The organism is Vibrio sp. 10N.261.51.A4 (assembly GCF_041471945.1).
Lineage (GTDB): Bacteria > Pseudomonadota > Gammaproteobacteria > Enterobacterales > Vibrionaceae > Vibrio > Vibrio crassostreae_C.
The window spans coordinates 29,875-49,543 of sequence record NZ_JBFRPJ010000034.1; the positions used below are offsets into that span (position 1 = coordinate 29,875).

The following is a 19,669-nucleotide window of genomic DNA, read 5'->3' on the forward strand; positions in this document are numbered from 1 at the left end:
TTAAGCTCATTGAGCTACTTGTTCACGTAGTCTTTGAATTTCTGCTTGGTTTCAGCATCCGCTTTTTCGTACCAGAAATAGAGCATCTCTTCAGCTGTATTTGCTGCATTTCCGTCAATCTTTGTTGGAAGCGTTACCGGTTGTGCGACAGCAGCTGCTACGCCCGCGCTAGCACCTACTGTAAGTGCAGCGATGCCGCCTTTCTGGTTGTACTCCTTCGCTTCTTGTGGGTACTTACGACCAATCTGCATGCCATCTTTGATAAGTTTGTCTTGCTTAACACTGATTGCATTTTGGTTTTTATCAACCAGTTTCCAATCTAAGTTTTGAAGGCCTTTTTTCGCTTCGTTGGTGTTACGGAACTTAGGCATGTCAAACGTCAATGCTGTGTCTGTCGCATCAAAAGTAGCAATAATGGTATCGCTATCGACAAACTCTCGGTCGTTACCTTGGCTGAAAGCCAGTTGATATTTGAAAACGATTTGGTTTACGCCATCTGGAACGGTGATCGTTTTGCTCGAAGAGAAGAAACCACCGTCAAGATCGGGTTTAGCTTCATTTACAGCTAAGACTTCGACTAAAGCATCTGCGCTAGAAGGAACTTCAATTGTTACGTCAGCTAACACTTGTGGCGCTGCGATAATTGTCGAAAGCAGCGCAATGGATTGTAATGTTTTCATAGTCATACAGTTATTTAGGTGAGTTGTTCTACACTCGCATGCATAAAGCAGTATTTCAAGCTACCTTGTCTCGATTTGGAAAAATTCACCGAAACTTAACCAAAGCCTAGTTTTTGAACGTGTCGATTGTATGGTTTCTGTGCGAGTGAGGGCGTGATCTTGAACTTTCCTCTGTCACGTCATCATCGACGTCCAGTGAGGCTTGAGGAGAAGGTAAAGAGATATAAATAGGAATAATTGCCGCCACCCAAATGGCATAGATGGTAATGATTCGGTTGAAGGCGACAAACCAGGTTTCGCTGCCGCTACCAGATAAGTAGTAACCCAATAAGGTAAGTAAGGTGCAGCCAATAGCCCACATCACGGCTGATAGTGGATCTTTCGTTGTGGCTGCGAGCAAGACTATCGTTATGTAGGGCTCGGCCATGGCAATGCCCAAAGGAACATGACAGTCGACCACAAAAATGATTGTGGCACCGAGTGCTAAGAATAAATGTGGGCCAGTGCTAGGTAAATTTACATTCCCTATCATATGACACCTTCTTTTACCCCGTTTTTCGTTGCTGATGGAGTTTGTGTATTAATCGTGTTGCTTGATGGCTGTTGACTATCAAGCGATTGATGAGTTGCTGAAGTAATTCAGCCTCGGGCATGATGTGCTTCTCCGTTACCTTCTCAGCTTCGGTTGCGAGCTCGAATACTTCACTCATTTCATACCTTGATGCAATCGCTTTAACCGCCTTTAATGTTCTGGATAGATCATCTTGCTTGGCATCCGAAAATAGCTCTATCAACTCATCGATTTCGTTTTCTAGCTCATCAACGAGAGAAGTTAAGCATTTGAGCTTTTCGTCTGATTTAAGCTCATCGTTAGCTAACAATTGGCTACGCGACAGTTCTTCTTCTGTGAGTGGCAGTTTGTTCTTAGGATGACGCGTTAACATCGTGATGTTACTTTTTTCCTTGTTTGGAAGATTGTGTGTGTTAACGGAGTGATGGCGGTTGACCTCAAACTGTTGGTGAAACTCGTTGATGGCGTTTTGTAAGCTGTTTTTCTGTAACGGTTTGGTGAGTACAAAGTCTGCGCCTGATTCGATGAATTCATCGTGGGCCTCTTTGAATACATCGGCGGTACATGCAAAAACAACCGTAGTCAGCTTGAGTTCGCCACGGATTTTTTGAATCGCTTCAATACCGCTCATGTTGGGCATATGGTTGTCCATTATGATCAGGTCATATTGGTTTGACGCCAACTTATCTAAGGCCTGTAAACCGTCGTAGGCATTCTCAACCGTTAAGTTTATCGACTCACAGAACTTCCTAATCACCATTGCGTTGATCTTGTTATCTTCGACTAACAATACTGAGAAGTCATCGAGAGTCTCATTGGTTTTGGTTGGCGTTTGGTCGATGACTTGTTCTTCAAGCTCATGCATTTCTAACGGCAAAGAGATCTTAAATTGAGTGCCCAAACCAAGCTGGCTGGAAACCTTAATTGTTCCGCCCATCAGTTCGACTAACTGCTGAACAATGGAAAGCCCTAACCCTGTGCCACCAAACTTACGGGTTGTTGAAAGCTCAGCTTGTTCAAAGGCGGTAAATATATGGTCGATCTTGTCTTCTGCTATACCAATACCCGTATCCGTCACTAAAATATTCACGCTTGGTGGAGTAGTAGGGGCTATCAAGAATTCTACTTCGACCTTTCCTGACTCAGTAAATTTGACTGCATTGCCTGCTAAGTTAAATAAGATCTGACGTGTACGTGCAGAGTCACCAATCAACTGAATATTGGTAGGAATGTTATCTTTAATGATAAAAGCGAGGCCTTTGTCTTCTGCAAGAGGTGTCAATGTTTTATCAAGGTGTGTCACGACGTCGGTGACAGAGAACGGGCTGTATTCCAACTCCATCTTGCCTTGCTCCACCTTAGAAAAATCAAGAATGTCATTCAATATGGTGACGAGATGCTGACCAGAGTCAATGATGATTTGGGCGTGTTTACGAGTATTCTCGCTGTGTGAATCCTCCTTGATTATCTGAGCGATGCCTAATACGCCATTCATTGGGGTGCGTAACTCGTGGCTCATGGTAGCGAGAAAGAGAGATTTTGCTTCGCTGGCTTTTTCTGCTTTGTCTGCGGCTTCTTGATAGGAGAGGTTGTTTCTTTTGAGTTCGAAGACTCGAAAAATAAACATGGTGAATGAGAACGCTAAAGTCAGCAACGCCAAAACGATAATAAGCTTAACGATGATACTTTTAAGTTGGTCTTGCAGATCGGTAAACTCATGCTCAATATGTTCAATATACTCCATGCTGTGTGCTGAAAGTACTTGAGATAACAGCTGACTTTGTTGTTGGTTGAGTTCGGTAAACGTTTTATAAAGGTTCGCCAGCTCGGAGTTAACACCTGAATGGTTAATTTCGATTCCCCCAACCAACACACTCGCAAGAAGCGCGCTTTGAATGTCGATATTTGCGTTGTTTATCTCAGCATCAGTTGAGTTGCTCTCTGTGAGTTGTAGAGTCAAAGATTGCAAAATAAACTGACGAGCCACACTAAGTCCTACTAGGTTGTCTAGCGTATCTAAGTTCGACATTGAAGCATCGTAAAAGCGATCCAATAATTGCGCTGTCGGTAAGTGTTTAAAGAACGTAGAGTGAATATTCTCGCTTTGATAACTTTCTCTGAGTAGTTGCAACTCTCTTTCTAAAGCAACCAAATCTGCAGACATTTGATAAGGGTTGGAAATACCCGCAAGCGCTGCATTGGTGATATGATCACGCATTTCTAATACTTCATGGCCTAACTGCCGAATAGGCACTCCATATTCGGTGACCTTTTCATGCTCGGAGTAGGTCAGCATAATAAAGCTAATTAAGCCGATGAAAAGCGATACAAACAGTAGAAATATGAGTCTGATCTTATTCATTTTCAAACTCCATTAACATTTGAGGACGGTTACCGGTTAGGGATTCGAGGAAGACTTTAATATCGTTTATGGTCTGTTTTTCAAACGTTTTACCGAGTTGGCTTTCACCCATTATTTTGATCGCTTCTTCGAGTGTGGCTGTTTGCCCGTCATGAAAATAGGGTGCAGTGATCGCCACGTTTCTTAAGCTCGCAACACGAAATAAATTCTTATCTTGTGGTTTAGCGGTAAACATAAAACGACCTTGGTCTTCACTTCGCTCGGCTCCTGTTTTCGATAACCCAAAGTAACCAAATCGCATCACCATGCCTCCACCAATGTTGGTACCTTGGTGGCAACGAATACAGCCTTCTTCTTGAAAAGTTTCCCAACCTCGTTTGGCGGTTTCAGAAAGTGCTGCGCTGTCACCTTGTAAATACAGGTCGAAAGGGGCATTGGGTGTGGTCAAACCCTGCATAAATTCAATAAGAGCAGCCTTAATTGAAGCTTCGTCAATGGGCGTTGATTGTTCTTGGAATAAGTCGATGTAAGTTTTCGATTGAGACACATAATCCGTAATATGTTGCCAGTTTGAATCCATTTCATCGACGTTGTGCACTGGGCCATCAATTTGATCGCCGAGGTTGTTTACTCGACCATCCCAGAAGAACCGATAGTTAAAGACTGCGTTAAAAACGGTGAGTGAATTTCTCATCCCTGCGCCGTTTACGCCAATCGAAACTGGAATTACCTCTGCGCCGTTGGTTTGCAGGCTATGACAACTTTCACAGCTCACACTGCGGTTAGAAGAAAGGTTCGGGTCTTTAAATAGCACCCAACCAATTTTGGCCAGCTCATGATTTATCTCGGGAGAGTTTGGAATCGGAGATATGGGTTGGCTTGAAGCGACGGTTTTATGTGCGTGCTTTTCTTCGGAATGGGCGGAGTGCCCTGAAGAGTGAGAGTCATCATGATTGCTTTCATGGGCGTGATTTTTTTTGTGTTCGAACGAGGTGTGCATTTTTGAAGAGGCCGCGTCATAAACTAGCAAAGCGACTGAAACGACAATGACAGTGATGCTTATTCTTGCTAAATATGGCGTTTTCATAACATTAGTCCATCTAGTTTGACAATTATGGCAACTCAGAATCCTTCTGATATCACCTTCATTTTACTTTCCAATGATAGGTGTTATTTATAAAGCTAGTTGCGCATATGTGATGTTGCAAGACAAGTGGTAGGAAATTAAATCGCTTAGGCGGTTATCTAGCGGGGATTGATAGGGAGGTCTAGTCAGAATTGAATGAAGCTCTTTCAAATGAAATCAAGCCGAATGGCGTTAAACGAAGAAAGCCGTGGTAACTCAAGTGAGTTATCACGGCTTTCGTACTCGATTATGTACTTACTATAAATCTTAGTTAAATACACATCTATACAGTTTGCATCGCCTAGATAGGCTTATTTAGCTTGCGCTGCTGCCGCTTCTAGTTGCTTAAGTTTACCTTGAAGCATGTATGCATTCTGGTTGAAGTTACCTGGGTTCAGTACTTGGCTATTCTGCATAGGGTAATCTGGTAGCGTCGTCATAAACTCTTGAACCTGATTTCCTACTGGAACGAATAACCACATGTTGTCTGCCATCCAGCGTAGGTACATACCAGACTCGTGCGGTGCTTTCTCGAATGGGTCTGCACGTAGGTGAACAACTTGAGGCCAGTTTGGTTGGAAACGAACTGCATCCACAATGTTACCATCCATCACAGCAAACGAAATCTTGAAGTCATTCCAACGTACTGCGTTTAGCTCAGCGTTAGCAGAGAAGTAAAGCATGCTGTCACGAGGGCCTTTCTCTTCTTTACCTTGGAAGTAAGGCAGGAAGTTGTAACCATCTAGGTGTACGCGCCAGTTTTTACCGTTGTAAGTTGCACCTTTGTCAGATGCTAGCTTCTCAACCACTTTATCATCACCAGCGGCTGCTAGTAGAGTAGGAATCCAGTCTTGGTGGCCCATGATATCGTTGATTTTAGTTCCAGGTTTGATAGTCCCAGGCCAGCGAACTAGCTGAGGCACACGCATACCACCTTCGTAAGTTGTACCTTTCTCACCGTGGAAGTAAGTTGCGCCGCCATCAGGCCAAGAAACCGTTTCAGCACCGTTATCGGTAGAGTAAATTACGATAGTGTTGTCAGCGATTTTTAGTTCATCCAGCTTGTCTAGAAGCACACCAACATGGTCATCATGCTCTAACATACCATCAGCATAAATACTGATACCTGACTTACCTTGGTATTTCTCTTGTAGGCGAGTCCACACGTGCATACGAGTGGTGTTGTGCCAGATGAAGAATGGTTTGTCAGCTTTTACCGCTTTTTCCATGAATGCTAGAGATTCTTCTAGGAACTCTTCATCCGCATGCTCCATACGCTTACGCGTCATTGGGCCAGTATCTTCAATCTTACCGTCAGCAGTAGACTTGATTACACCACGAGGGCCGTAGTTCTTACGGAACTCTGGGTCTTTAGGGTAGTAATATGTTTCAGGCTCTTCTTCTGCATTTAAGTGGTATAGGTTACCGAAGAACTGGTCAAAGCCGTGGTTCGTTGGAAGGTGTTTGTCTTGGTCACCCATATGATTCTTACCAAATTGAGCGGTCATGTAGCCCTGTTCTTTTAGAAGGTCTGCAATCGTTGGAGCCCAATCAGGGATACCGTGGTCCGAACCTGGCATACCGATAGTCAATAGACCAGTACGGAAAGGTTCTTGACCTGTTAGGAATGCAGCACGACCAGCAGTACACGATTGTTGACCGTAGTGGTCAGTAAATAGTGCGCCTTCGTTAGCAATACGGTCGATGTTAGGTGTTTCGTAACCCATCATACCGTTGTTGTATGCACTGATGTTGAATACACCAATGTCATCACCCCAGATAGCAAGAATGTTTGGTTTTTCTGCTGCTGTTGCCGCTGAAGAAGCTGCTAATAAGCCAACACCTAATGCTAGTTTATTAATTTTAGTACCCATAAGGACTCCGATTCACTTTTAAGATTAATGCGTTAGAACAACGCATCGATGAGCAAATGTTATTCTCAAAATTCCGTTACGTCCTTTTATAGTGCTTATAACCAATCGTTATGATGCTTAGGTAACCTATTGATTAATATCAGCTCCAGTGGGTACGTAGAATAAAGCCTTAGTTTGTATGTGTGATCCTTATCATGTTTGTTGGCGTAAACCTTATCGATGATTTCTGTATCCGTATCTCAATAAAAATGACAAAAAGATTAATAGCTTAGGGAATCTCGCGCATGTGTAAAAAATGGACTATACGTTGTAGGGCAGGATGCAAATAACTTACGAAGAGGTTTCTATGACAGCGAAATATGGCGCTAAACGTCGATTAGCGATTTTGGGTACAGCGATGATGGCCGCGTCCAGCGCCACTTTTGCGGCTGAAAAGCCAAATATATTGGTTATTTGGGGGGACGATATTGGTCAATCCAATGTGAGTGCATACACCTTCGGTCTCATGGGTTACAAAACCCCGAATATTGATAGCATCGCGAAAGAAGGGATGATGTTTACGGACTATTACGCAGAGCAATCTTGTACTGCGGGTCGCTCTACCTTTATCACGGGACAAAGTGTATTACGAACGGGTTTGAGTAAAGTAGGTTTGCCGGGCGCAGACATTGGCTTACAAGCAGAAGACGCGACAATCGCAGAAATGCTGAAACCTATGGGTTACATGACAGGTCAATTTGGTAAAAACCACCTTGGCGATAAAGATGAATTCCTTCCAACAGCACACGGGTTTGACGAATTTTTTGGCAACCTTTACCACCTAAATGCTGAAGAAGAACCAGAGAATGAAGATTACCCAACCGATCCTGAGTTTCGTAAGAAATTTGGCCCTCGTGGTGTCATTAAGTCATTCGCTGATGGCAAGATTGAAGATACCGGTCCACTGACGCGTAAGCGTATGGAAACGGTTGATGAAGAAACACTAGACGCGGCACTTGATTTTATGGATCGCGCAGTGAAAGCGGACAAACCATTCTTCGTGTGGTGGAACGCGACACGTATGCACTTTAGAACGCACGTGAAAGCCGACAGTAAAGGCGTAACTGGTGTCGGTAACTACGCTGATGGTATGGTTGAGCACGATCGACACGTTGGGCAACTATTGAAGCAAGTGGATGAGTTGGGTATCAAAGACAACACGATTGTTTTCTACTCAACGGATAACGGCCCTCACATGAACTCTTGGCCTGATGCGGGTACAACCCCGTTCCGTGGTGAGAAAAACACCAACTGGGAAGGCGCATACCGTGTACCAGCAATGGTTCGTTGGCCTGGTAAGATTGAACCAGGAACCGTATCTAACGAAATTATGCACCATATGGACTGGATGCCAACCTTCGTTGCCGCCGCTGGTGATGACCAAATCAAAGAGAAACTACTCAAAGGTCATACTGCCGGTGATAAAACATTTAAGGTTCACTTAGATGGTTATAATTTCCTTCCTTACTTAACCGGTGAAGAAGAGAAAGGCCGTCGTTCGGAGATCTTCTACTTTACCGATGATGGTGATTTAGCGGCGCTTCGTTACAACCAGTGGAAAGCGGTGTTCATGGAGCAGCGTGCAACGGGTACCATGCAAATCTGGGCTGAACCGTTCGTGACGTTACGTCTTCCTAAGCTGTTTAACCTGCGTATGGACCCATACGAAAACGCAGACATTACATCGAACACATACTACGACTGGTTGTTAGACCATGCTTATATGTTCGTCCCAGCACAAGCGTATGTAGGCAAGTTCCTAGAAACCTTTGCTGAATACCCGCCACGCCAAAAAGCCGCGAGCTTTAGCTTGGATCAGGTAATGGAAAAACTTCAGGAGTCTCATAACAAGTAAGTCATTGTTTGAGTCAAACTGAACAGATTGAAGAGCTCTTAGGAGCTCTTTTTTTATGCGCATATCGATGAGTAAATCCCGGTCGTGAATACGAGTCACAACTATGGAGCTCATTGCCACTAAATAATTGTAAATTCGTTGTTTTTACGTCTACCTTATTAAGCATAAGGATGTATAAAAACAAGGAATGTTATGTCTGCATGGTTGTGCTCACTGGTAAACGGATTGAAACACCAGCGAGTCGCAGTATTATCCGCAATCTTGTCTTCACTGATGTTGTCGCTGTTCAGTCTGAACGCCTATGCCAACGAGCAAGATCCTAATATCAACTCTGATATTTCAAAGACCAGTTCTGTAGCTTCACACGTTAGCTCTGACGCTTTACCTATCGGCTCTAAAGCCACGTATGTCGGTTCGGAAGCGTGTGTTGATTGTCATAGTGAAGAAGTCGAAGCGTGGGAGGGCTCTCATCATGATATGGCGATGAAGCACGCTACAGACGAATCTGTATTAGGCGATTTCAACGATCAAGCAGTCACTCATGACGGTAAACCCAACCGATTTTTTCGCAAGGGCGAAGAGTTCTGGGTCAATATCGAAGGGCCAGACGGCCAGTTTAAAGATTACAAAATCAGCTATACTTTTGCCTTTGAACCACTACAACAATACATGATTGAATTTGAAGATGGCCGTGTACAGTTGATTCCATTCGCTTGGGACTCTCGCACTGAAGGCGAAGGCGGTCAACGCTGGTTTAACCTCTACCCGGATACCACCAACACTGATGAATTCTACTGGACCAATAGCGGTCAAAACTGGAACTTCATGTGTGCTGATTGCCACTCTACGAATCTAGAGAAAAACTACGACAGCGCGAGCAATACTTACAACACTACTTGGTCTGAGATTAATGTCGGTTGTGAAGCGTGTCATGGCCCTGCAAGCGAGCACGTTGAGCAGGCCAAGCTAGCCAAAGCTAACGGCAGAAAGGATGCTCCAGTCTCGGCGCATTATGGTTTTGATCGCGACTTGTCGAAGTCGGTCAAAGAGTGGATCTATCAAGAGGGTAATTCAACCCTGCAACCAAAAGACATCATCCATACCAACCAAGTTCAAACCTGTGCTCAATGCCACAGCCGACGTACTCAGTTGAATGAAACAGGTGACCACGTGAACGGGTCATTCTTTGATAAGTATCGCCTGAGCTTGATTACCCCTGAGCTTTACCATAACGATGGTCAAATCTACGATGAGGATTACGTTTACGGATCTTTCCTTCAATCCGTGATGGCGGAAAAAGGCGTTACATGTACTAACTGCCACGATCCCCATACCGCTGAACTAAAAATTGCGGAAGAAGCCGTGTGTAGCCAATGTCACATTGCATCGGAATACACGCCTGAGAAGCACACATTCCACGAAGCCAATACCGAAGCCTCACAATGCACGACTTGTCACATGCCAGAGACGACTTACATGGAGGTGGATCCAAGGCGTGACCACAGTTGGCATATCCCACGTCCTGATATTAGCCAACACATTAAAACGCCGAACGTCTGCACTAGCTGTCATGAAGATCAAACCGATCAGTGGGCAGATAAGCAAATCGGTGAGTGGTTCCCAGATTCTAAGTATCGTAATCAGCAGCACTTTGCCGTTGCCTTTTATGCTGACTCGATAGGGCACAGAGGTGCAGAGGATGCGTTGGCATACTCGGCTCAGGACTCTAGCTTAAGCAATATCATTCGTGCATCGAGCTTAGAACGTTTGGGCGGTAATACGGGTAAGAATACGCTTATCTCGCTAGCAAGAGCGGTGAAACATGATGATGAAATGATTCGTTTGGGCGTTGTGCAAGGCTCGTCTGGTTTCCTATTCACTGACCGTTGGCAAATTCTAGAGCCGCTACTGAAAGACCCTGTATTGTCGATTCGTTCAGAAACCGCAGGTGCATTGGTACGTTATTGGGGAGAAATGAATCCTCTGCAGAAAGACCAAATCAAGCCTGCATTGGAAGAGTACATTGAAATACAGCAATTTAATGCCGATAGAGGATTTGGACGTACTAACCTAGGCAACGTTTACCGAGATTTAGGTCAGCACGATAAAGCGATTGAGTTCTATCAAGGTGCTATCGAGATTGAGCCTTACTTCGAAAACAGCTACGCCAACTTGGCGGATTTGTATCGAGCGCAAGGTAACGAAGCAAAAGCGTTATCGACCTTGAAGCAAGGTATTGAAGCTCAGCCGAAATCGAGTGTATTACCATACAGCACGGGATTATCTCTGCTTCGTGTGAAAGATTACGAACAAGCAACGGAGTACCTTAAACAAGCTGCTGAAACTGCACAAACCGACCCACAATATTGGTATGTGTACGGATTGGCTTTGGAGAAATCTGATGTGCTTGCGGCAAGTCAATCACTGCACAAGGCTTACCAATTTAGCCGCAACCCACAGCACCTGTATGCCCAGTGTGAAGTGTTGGCACGAAACAGCCATATACCGGGTGTACCAAAGGCGTTTGAGCAGTGTATTTCATCATTGAGCAAAGTAGCACCGCCGGAAGCCATTAACCAATTGAAAGCTAGGTTTAAATAAAGCGATGAGGTGAGCTTGGCTATCGTGCTTGCTGCTTATTCCGCTTGTAACCAATTATCACGTTTATAACTGTTTATCATGTGTATAACTAATAGTTATGGGGCTTGTGAGTAGGATGTACGCAGCCAGATTGAATTAAGGGAAGACCTATGAACCATGCGCAACAAGCAATAAACCAACTGATTGAACAAACAGAAAAAAGTGTTATCGGTCAGAGCCACGTCGTTCGGGCTCTGGTGATAGGGTTATTGACTAATGGACATGTGCTTCTTGAGGGGCTTCCCGGTACTGCGAAAACTCGCTCAGTAAAATCGCTGGCGAATCTACTGAACACCAGTTTTGGTCGAATTCAGTTTACTCCTGACCTGCTGCCGTCAGATGTGACGGGTACGGAGGTGTATCAAGAGCTTGATGGCAAGCCGCAACTGCATTTCCAACCGGGTCCTATTTTCAACAGCATTGTTTTAGCCGATGAAGTGAACCGTGCGCCTGCAAAGGTACAAGCGGCTCTGCTTGAAGCTATGGCGGAAGGCACGATAACCGTGGGCGGCCAAACTCACATCCTTCCTGACTTGTTCATGGTATTGGCCACTCAAAACCCAGTTGAACAAGAAGGTACTTATCCGCTACCTGAGGCGCAAATGGACCGTTTCATTATGAAAGTGACGGTCGACTACCCAGAAGACGAAGCGGAACGTGACATCATTCGACTGGTGCGCAGTGAGGAGTTGGGTAGCGAAACCAGTTCAGAATTAGTCACTCCACAACATATTGAACCTGAGTTGGTACTTGAGGCACGCCGACAACTTCCAGACATTGCCGTTTCCGATTTAGTTGAGAACTACATTGTGGCCTTGGTCATGGCAACTCGTAAGCCAGAGCGTTACCCAGAATCAAACTTGTCTAAATGGATTGAGATTGGCTCAAGCCCGCGTGCTTCCATTGCGTTGGATAAATGTGCACGCGCTTATGCGTGGTTACAAGGGCGTGACCATGTCACGTTAGATGATGTGCGAGCGATGCTACCTACCGTATTAGGCCACAGATTCTCACTTTCTTATGATGCATTGGCCGATGGCGTTGACCATCAAAGAGTGGTTGAAGAACTGCTTGATAATGTTGAGATCGGATAATTAGGGGGCGTCATGGCGAAGCCAACACAAGCTCCCAAATCGCAAGGCCTTGATCCACGACTGTATTGTGATTATTCAAGGTTAGTGCGAATTCAGGCTCAAGCTGAGTCGTTTTCACTGTTACCTCATTTAAAAGCGGGCAGCGTACTTTCGGGCAGACATAACTCTTTGTTCCGTGGTCGTGGTTTGAACTTCGAAGAATTACGTCATTACCAATTGGGTGATGATATCCGTAATCTCGATTGGAAAGTTACGATGCGAACGGGTAAGCCTCATGTTCGTAGCTATACCGAAGAGAAAGACCGTAATGTGATGATCTGTGTCGATCAGCGCAGTTCGATGTTCTTTGCGTCTCAAAACACCATGAAATCTGTTGTGGCTGCCGAAGTGGCGGCATTGTGTGGATGGCGAGTGCTGAAAGATGGTGATCGTGTCGGCTTCGTTTTGGCCTCGCACCAAAAACTGTTTCATACCAAAGCTCAACGTTCTCAATCTGATTTGTTGGCTCAGCTAAAACATCTTACCAAGGCTAATCAAAGCTTAGGTGTCAGTGTGAGCGATAGCGAAGGTGTTGGATTTAGCCAGTGGATTGAACTGATAAAACGAATGAGATTAAAGCAATCGACCTTAATCTTTATTAGTGATTGGCGAGATTGCCAAGAGCAACATCTTGACCGACTAAAGCAACTGCAACAACACAACGACATCTTAGCCATTATGGTCACCGATCCATTAGAACAATCATTGCCTCAAGATCTGGCAAGCGCAAACTGGGTGGTGGGTGATGGTCGCTTTCAACTTAATCTGGATAGCCAATCTAAGGTTAACCTCGCAAGTAAAAGCCTTGCCCAAAAAGCGGCACTTCAGAAACTGTCCCTTGCTAAATTGATGGCGATGAAAAACCTCCCTTATATAGAATTAGACACGTCGGGCAATCACATATCACAGCTGCAGAAACTAGTGGGAGGGCGCTAAATGGCTGTTGAACATACGCCTCCAAGTACTTATATCCTTCGCGACCTACATGATGTCGCCATTCCTGACAGTGTGAGCTGGGCTCCTCAAACGATCGGCTGGAAGATCCTTGGCGTTATTCTGTTATTGGTCGCTATCTATCTGGCTTATCGCTTGGCGTTAAGGTGGTGGAATAACCGTTATCGCAAAGAAGCGCTTCAAGAACTCATGGTACTGGATGCAAGAGACAAGAACTCAACCGAACGAACCTTTAAAGTCCTCAAAGTGGTGCTTCGTTACCTAGACAGCAGTAATGCCAAGTTGTTTGGCCAAGCTTATGTGAACCGTTTGAACGCTTATCTGCCTGTTAGCGCCAACACGAGTGAAAACAGCAATGCGTTCTTTGCCGATGAAGTTTCGGAATTATGGATGCAAAGCCTAATTGACCCTAATGTGCGTTTGAGCTTTGAACAGCGTTTAGAGGTAATTCAAACCGCGATGATGTGGCTAAAACTTCACAAGCCGAATGTACAGGTAACGGTTGAGGGGCAAGACAATGTTTGATGTTTTATCTTCCAGCTTTGAATTTGCGCATCCGCTGTGGTTTATTGCGTTACCTCTGCCTTTGTTGGTCTACTTCGCTGTGCCAGCTTATCGAACCAAGCAAATGGCCATCAAGGTGCCATTTTTCAGTGAATTGGTTGAAGCGATTGGTGAAGCGCCGTCTGAAGGGGCAAGCCAGCTAACACCAAGCTGGTGGCAACGAACCACGTTGATTATTACTTGGGCATTAGTGGTGTGTGCGCTCGCTAAACCAACCATTCTTGGTGAGCCGCAAGTTCGCGAACAATTAGGTCGTGATGTGATGGTAGTGGTCGATTTATCTGGCTCAATGGCAGAACAAGACTTTACCTCTAAGCGGGGCGATAAAATATCTCGTTTGGACGCGACCAAAGAAGTGTTGGCTGATTTTGCGACTACCCGAAAAGGGGACCGACTCGGTTTGATTCTTTTTGGTGATGCAGCGTTTGTACAAACACCGTTTACAGCTGACCAAGATGTGTGGCTTGAACTGCTTAATCAAACCGATGTGGCGATGGCAGGACAAAGCACGCACTTAGGTGATGCAATTGGCTTGGCGATTAAGGTGTTTGAACAAAGCGAAAAGCAAAGTGCTGCGGTTCAAGATTCAAGTATTGATGCGAACGTGAAAGAGAAAGTTGTGATTGTGCTAACTGATGGCAATGACACCGGAAGCTTTGTTGAGCCTATCGATGCCGCAAAAGTTGCTAAGGCTAAGGGCGTTCGAATTCACGTTATTGCGATGGGCGATCCGCAAACCGTTGGTGAAGTGGCTCTGGATATGGAAACCATCAAGCGAGTGGCTCAAGAGTCTGGTGGCGAAGCCTTTGAGGCGCTTAACCGCGACGAACTGACCAAAGCCTACGCTCAAATCGGTGAACTAGAACCACAGTTATATGAAAGTACCACTTATCGTCCTAAACAGGGGCTGCACCATTACTTAATGGCGATTGTTGTTGTGATGTATCTGACTGCCTTTAGTCTGGCGACTTTACGTAGAAGGTCGCTTTTGGCTTCTAAAACTAAAAAATTGAAAGGAGAGGATGATGCCTGATTCTCTCACTCTGCAACAGTTCTTTACCCAGTTTCATTTTATCCGACCTTTGTGGTTGTTGGCCTTTATTCCGATGTTCTTCCTGCTATGGGTTCGTTGGAGAGAAGAGACCAAACCAACGTGGAAAGACATTCTACCTGCACACTTACGTGATGCATTGACGATTGGCGAAACAGGCTGGCGTAAGCAGCTGCCATTGAAGCTATTGGTGGTGATTGTAACTATCGCCATCATTATCTGTTCTGGCCCAACATGGCAGCGTGAGGCTTCGCCTTTTGGTGAAGACAAAGCGTCGATGTTGGTTGTGCTTGATAACAGTGAATCTATGCTCGCTAAAGACTTACCACCGAGTCGCTTGGAACGATCTAAGCAGAAGATTAGAGACTTATTAGCGGCTCGGAAAGGCGGTAATACGGGCTTAGTGGTTTACGCAGGCAGCGCACACGTCGCGATGCCCGTCACTCAAGACAGCAAGGTATTCGAACCGTTTCTAGCGGCTATCACACCCGATATCATGCCGGTATCAGGTAAGTCAGCAGAAGAAGCACTGCCATTGATTAATCAGCAACTGTCTGGTGAGTTAGGCTCTTCTGTACTGTTGGTATCAGATGGTGTAAACCCAAGCACCATTAGGGCGTACGAGAGTTTCTTTAACGACAATCCGTATCAGTTGCTCATTCTAGCCGCAGGAAACAGTAATGTGGTGAGCGATAACCCAGTCGACCTAGATTCACTGCGTAACTTAGCGAGTAAGACGGGTGGACGAGTGATTGAGGTGACCGTTGATGATTCGGATATCCAACAACTGAACAGAGCGGTTGAAAGAAACATGCAGCTCAACGGCGAATCTTCAATGCCTTGGAAAGACATGGGCTATGGTTTGCTCATTCCAATGGCGATCATCATGTTGTTGTGGTTCAGAAAAGGGTGGCTGGTGCAGTGGTGTGTCGTTGGTTTTATGATCACAAGCAGCATGTATTCACCAGACACTTTGGCGAAAACAGTCAACTTAACCGCTGAGAAACCAGTTGTGGTGGAGTCGGTTACGGCTTGGGACAAAACAGCTCAATGGTGGTGGGACTTATGGTTAACGCCCGACCAGCAAGGTCAACGCCTGTTGAATCAGAAAGAATACCTTGAAGCGGCAAAGCACTTTAAGGATCCCATGAGAAAGGGCGCAGCTTATTACTATGCTCGTGATTTTAAGTTAGCTCACAGTGCCTTTTTGCAAACCAAGACCGATTATGGTTTGTATAGCGCAGCCAGTGCTTTAGCTCGACAGCGAGAGTACCTTGCTGCTCGCGATCTACTCAAATCACTGAGTGAAAAGCCCGATCTGTCACCAGAACTGAAAGCCGATATAGAAAACAATTTGGCGGTTCTAAGCGGCATTGTTGAAGAGGTTAATCGCACCAGTGAAAGCCAAGCATCTTCTTCGGTATCTGATGGGCTTGAGGAGTCCATAGAATTAGCTGATGACCAGCCACGCACGGGGGACGGCGCAGAAGAACAAACGGTAGCCGAAGTTATGTTGAAGGAAACACTTAATGCCAATGAAATTTTGGGTAGCCAAGAGCTTGCCGATAAGTGGTTAAAACGAGTCGAAGCGGACCCTAAGTTCTTCTTAAAGTCCAAGTTCCAAATTCAATTAAGAGACCCTGCACCTTCCATCGAACAAGCGTCAAAACAGGAGCAAACCCAATGAGTCGATATCATTTAGCTCTTGAAGCCATTCAATCAAAGAGAGTGCGATTCAGAACCCATAAGTGGTTACTGTCGATGACTCTTATATTGAGTTGGTTTTCTCCTTCTGTTGCTTCTGCTGCCGATATCTTCGATCTCCAAAAAAGTGGTGACGTTGAGCTTATCGCTTGGGTAGGGGAAAAGCCAAAGTCAGGCGATAAGATAACGCCGACTAAAGTGAGCGTTAATGAGCAGGTAATTCTAAATATTGAGGTGGCGACGCCGCGCTGGTTAACAGGAGGGACTCGAATCGGCAGTATCGAAATCCCTAACGTGATCGCTAAGCAACGTAACCAACTCGCGACTAATTACACGGAACGGGTCAATGGCACTACATGGTCGCGTCAACGATGGGAAGTGATGCTCTATCCGATGACTTCTGGCGAGTTTGTTATTCCAACCGTGCCGGTTCGCGTTCAAGTTTCTGCTCCTGATGGTTCTAACGTTGGCGGCACGCTTTACACGCAGCCAATTAAGTTTGAAGCTTCGTTGCCTTCAGGTTTACTTGATAATGAATCGCCTTGGTTTTCTGCAACAGAAGTAGATACAGAGCAACAATGGCAACGCTCGAGTGAAAACTTAAAAGTAGGCGATGCCATTACTCGAACGGTAACCATCAAGGCCAAAGACAGTTTGTCTGTATTACTGCCGGATGTGTTGAACAATGAATCGACCCAGCAGTACCAAGCTTACCCGCAACCTAATCGTTTAGATGATACTCAAGATCGTGGTAACTACCGTTCCAGTCGAATTGAGGAGACGGTTTATGTTATTCAGCAGGGCGGTGAATTTACGTTGCCAGAGTTTTCATTTCAGTGGTGGGACAGCAGGAATCAACGCCTTGAAAACGTGGTGATAAAAGGCGAAGTGTTTGAAGCCAAACACACAGTCCAATCTTTCATCAAGGCCTACATGTCGGTGTTTATTAGTGTTGGTTTGGTGTTGTTAGTCTGCATTGCGTTGATTGTTTCGGTTAAGCGTTACTACGCAAACCGCCCAACACCGAGTTGGCTGGTACTACGTCGTTTAGTTAAGCAAGGTAATTGGGCTGCATTAAGAACCTTTATCTACCGTCAATTGCGAAACCAAACCTCTCAGTTAGAACTGAATAAAGTGCAACTGGATAAAGCGCAACATGGTAAATCAAATGGACAAAAGCGTTGGCTAGAAGATAGCGAAGCCCTTCAACAAGGATGTGAAGATAAAAACGTATTCACTCGTTTATGGAAAGGGTTACGTAACTTGCCCAGTGACACATCAAACTCAAGCAATTCTCGTTCAATTGCTGCTCGCTTGAAAATCCCTAAAGCCTTGCCAGACTTAAAAGATAGAACTAAGTAGCAAACTTTAGTCATTCGCATCGAACATAATCGACAGGTTCTCTACTATGGAGAACCTGTTTCTTTAATATGGAACTGTATGAAAAGTACCGAACTAAATCTAATTCCTATATTTGTCGCTATTTATGAAGAGCAGAACTTATCTAGAGCTGCTAATCGCATGGATATAAGCCAACCAGCAGTGAGTAAAGCACTTGCAAGGTTGAGAGATATCTATGATGAGCCACTGTTTCATCGCACCACATCAGGCGTAGAGCCAACCACATTCGCTATTGATATCTATCCTGCAATGGCCGCTGCACTTAAAAACTTTACTTCTACCTTATCCGCATCAAGAGACTTCGATCCTAAAACCTCAGGCCGCGTGTTTTCCATTGCCTGCGTCTCGGCGGCGAGCTACGAAATGATGCCAAAAGTCATGCGGTTAATCAGCCAAGTCGCACCAGGTATCGCGTTAGAGGTTCATCCTCTGTTTACCGAAGACTATGAGTCTGATTTAAGGCTGCAAAGACACGACGTGATTGTTGATATGACGCCTAAAGGAAGAACCATGCTTAAGTACGAGGTGATTTCTACAGAAGAGCTGGTCGTGGTGTGTAGTAGTGATCATCCTACGGTTGGCGATACCATCGATATGGAACAGTTCTTAGCACTCGAGCATGTGGTGGTCTCTAGGTGGCATGCGCGCAAAAGCTTATTAAGCTCTGAGCACTATAGTGACCTTGAGAAACGTAGAATCGTGTATCGCGCAGCGGGCGTTGTAGAGATGCTTCCTGTTATCGAAGGCTCTGAGTACATCGGAGTAATGCCTATTTCATCAGTGCGTTGTTTTGCTGAAAAGTACGCGGTAAAAACACTACCATTACCCTTCGAGTTGGAAGACCTCGATATGTGTATGATTTGGCATCCAAGCCGTACTAATGAACCAAGCCATAAGTGGTTACGAGCTAAGATCAAAGCGGCAGCAAAAGAGTTATCAAGTTAGCCTATACAAGGACATAGCCATGGACAGCATTCGCGTGATTTTAAACGGAAAGAAAGCCAATATCCCGGAATTAAGGCAAGCCATCTTTGCGGCGAGGGACAATGATATTGACCTGCAAGTTAGAGTGACTTGGGAATCGTCGGACATGTTTCGTTTGGTAAGCGAGGCAATATGCGACGGTGTTAAGCGTCTGATTGTTGTCGGTGGCGATGGAACGGTGAATGAAGCCGTTAACGCGCTCAACCTGTTCCGTGCCAGTGAAAGACCACAACTGGCGCTTGTCCCAATGGGCACTGCGAATGATTTTGCTACCGCAACGGGAATATCTAACGATATTTCGGGTGCTTTTGAACTAGCGGTGGAAGGCAAGGCGTTTGCGGTGGATAGCGTGCGTGCGAATGACCGCTATTTTATGAATGTCGCTGCGGCGGGTTTTGGTGCTGAAGTCACAGCTGAAATGCCAGTCGAGCTTAAAGATTTTCTCGGTGGCGGTGCGTATACACTAACAGGTGTGGTGAAAGCACTTGGCTTTAAGCCCTACAGTGGCACGTTGCCCATAGACAAAGGCAGCTTTACCGGCGAGATCCTTGTGGGTGCTTTTTGTAATGGTCGCTTAGCGGGTGGAGGACAAGAGTTAGCACCCAATGCATTGATTGATGATCGCTGTTTACCCAGTCGGGTATCGAGCTATCACGCACCACCATGGCAAGGTGGGTTATCCAAGTCAGTGAGAAGTTCGCCCCGCTGTATGCGGCCTTGAAGGAGAACCT

The 19,669-nt window shown here is 45.4% G+C and carries 14 protein-coding genes and 2 pseudogenes; 11 read left to right on the plus strand and 5 right to left on the minus strand.

All coding sequences use genetic code 11. The features are described from left to right. Window positions 1–14: 14 nt before the first annotated feature. The 5 genes from AB4384_RS09010 to AB4384_RS09030 form a co-directional block, all read right to left on the minus strand. Window positions 15–680, minus strand: a complete 666-nt coding sequence (locus AB4384_RS09010) for a DUF2057 family protein (protein WP_372129352.1) — start codon at window positions 678–680, stop codon at window positions 15–17. A gap of 106 nt (window positions 681–786) precedes the next feature. After that, window positions 787–1,212 (minus strand): hypothetical protein, encoded by a 426-nt coding sequence (locus tag AB4384_RS09015; protein ID WP_372129353.1) that lies wholly within the window; start codon window positions 1,210–1,212, stop codon window positions 787–789. Between the two features lie 13 nt (window positions 1,213–1,225). Further along, complete coding sequence (locus AB4384_RS09020; protein ID WP_372129354.1) at window positions 1,226–3,613, minus strand: ATP-binding protein; 2,388 nt, start codon at window positions 3,611–3,613, stop codon at window positions 1,226–1,228. Beyond that, entirely contained in the window at window positions 3,606–4,700 is a 1,095-nt protein-coding gene (locus AB4384_RS09025) for a cytochrome-c peroxidase (protein ID WP_372129355.1), read from the minus strand. Before AB4384_RS09025 ends, AB4384_RS09020 begins: the two co-directional genes overlap by 8 nt. Window positions 4,701–5,050: 350 nt before the next feature. Beyond that, entirely contained in the window at window positions 5,051–6,613 is a 1,563-nt protein-coding gene (locus AB4384_RS09030) for an arylsulfatase (RefSeq protein ID WP_017064704.1), read from the minus strand. 346 nt (window positions 6,614–6,959) lie between these two features. Between AB4384_RS09030 and AB4384_RS09035 the strand changes: the two genes are divergently transcribed. The 11 genes and pseudogenes from AB4384_RS09035 to AB4384_RS09085 all read left to right on the plus strand — a co-directional run. Further along, complete coding sequence (locus AB4384_RS09035) at window positions 6,960–8,507, plus strand: arylsulfatase (protein WP_017060009.1); 1,548 nt, start codon at window positions 6,960–6,962, stop codon at window positions 8,505–8,507. A 192-nt stretch (window positions 8,508–8,699) separates the two neighbouring features. After that, window positions 8,700–11,108 (plus strand): tetratricopeptide repeat protein, encoded by a 2,409-nt coding sequence (locus AB4384_RS09040; protein WP_372129356.1) that lies wholly within the window; start codon window positions 8,700–8,702, stop codon window positions 11,106–11,108. 149 nt (window positions 11,109–11,257) lie between these two features. Next, window positions 11,258–12,241, plus strand: coding sequence for a MoxR family ATPase (locus AB4384_RS09045; protein ID WP_017060007.1), 984 nt, complete (start codon window positions 11,258–11,260; stop codon window positions 12,239–12,241). A 12-nt stretch (window positions 12,242–12,253) separates the two neighbouring features. Further along, on the plus strand, window positions 12,254–13,216 hold the full coding sequence (locus AB4384_RS09050; protein WP_372123008.1) for a DUF58 domain-containing protein: 963 nt from the start codon (window positions 12,254–12,256) through the stop codon (window positions 13,214–13,216). Continuing rightward, complete coding sequence (locus AB4384_RS09055; protein ID WP_017066901.1) at window positions 13,217–13,759, plus strand: DUF4381 domain-containing protein; 543 nt, start codon at window positions 13,217–13,219, stop codon at window positions 13,757–13,759. After that, window positions 13,752–14,831 (plus strand): VWA domain-containing protein, encoded by a 1,080-nt coding sequence (locus tag AB4384_RS09060; protein ID WP_372104183.1) that lies wholly within the window; start codon window positions 13,752–13,754, stop codon window positions 14,829–14,831. Before AB4384_RS09055 ends, AB4384_RS09060 begins: the two co-directional genes overlap by 8 nt. After that, window positions 14,824–16,536, plus strand: a complete 1,713-nt coding sequence (locus AB4384_RS09065; RefSeq protein ID WP_372104185.1) for a VWA domain-containing protein — start codon at window positions 14,824–14,826, stop codon at window positions 16,534–16,536. The genes AB4384_RS09060 and AB4384_RS09065 overlap by 8 nt, the downstream gene beginning before the upstream one ends. Further along, window positions 16,533–17,915: a BatD family protein gene (locus AB4384_RS09070; RefSeq protein ID WP_372104188.1), complete on the plus strand. Its 1,383-nt coding sequence runs from the start codon at window positions 16,533–16,535 to the stop codon at window positions 17,913–17,915. The genes AB4384_RS09065 and AB4384_RS09070 overlap by 4 nt, the downstream gene beginning before the upstream one ends. Before the next feature lie 78 nt (window positions 17,916–17,993). After that, window positions 17,994–18,899 carry a LysR family transcriptional regulator gene (locus tag AB4384_RS09075; RefSeq protein ID WP_372083682.1) on the plus strand — a complete coding sequence of 302 codons (906 nt, stop codon included), beginning with the start codon at window positions 17,994–17,996 and terminating at the stop codon, window positions 18,897–18,899. A 19-nt stretch (window positions 18,900–18,918) separates the two neighbouring features. Further along, a pseudogene (locus tag AB4384_RS09080) lies at window positions 18,919–19,560 on the plus strand (YegS/Rv2252/BmrU family lipid kinase); the annotation flags it as partial. Continuing rightward, window positions 19,560–19,669 (plus strand): annotated as a pseudogene (locus tag AB4384_RS09085) (transposase); the annotation flags it as partial. The pseudogenes AB4384_RS09080 and AB4384_RS09085, both read left to right, overlap by 1 nt.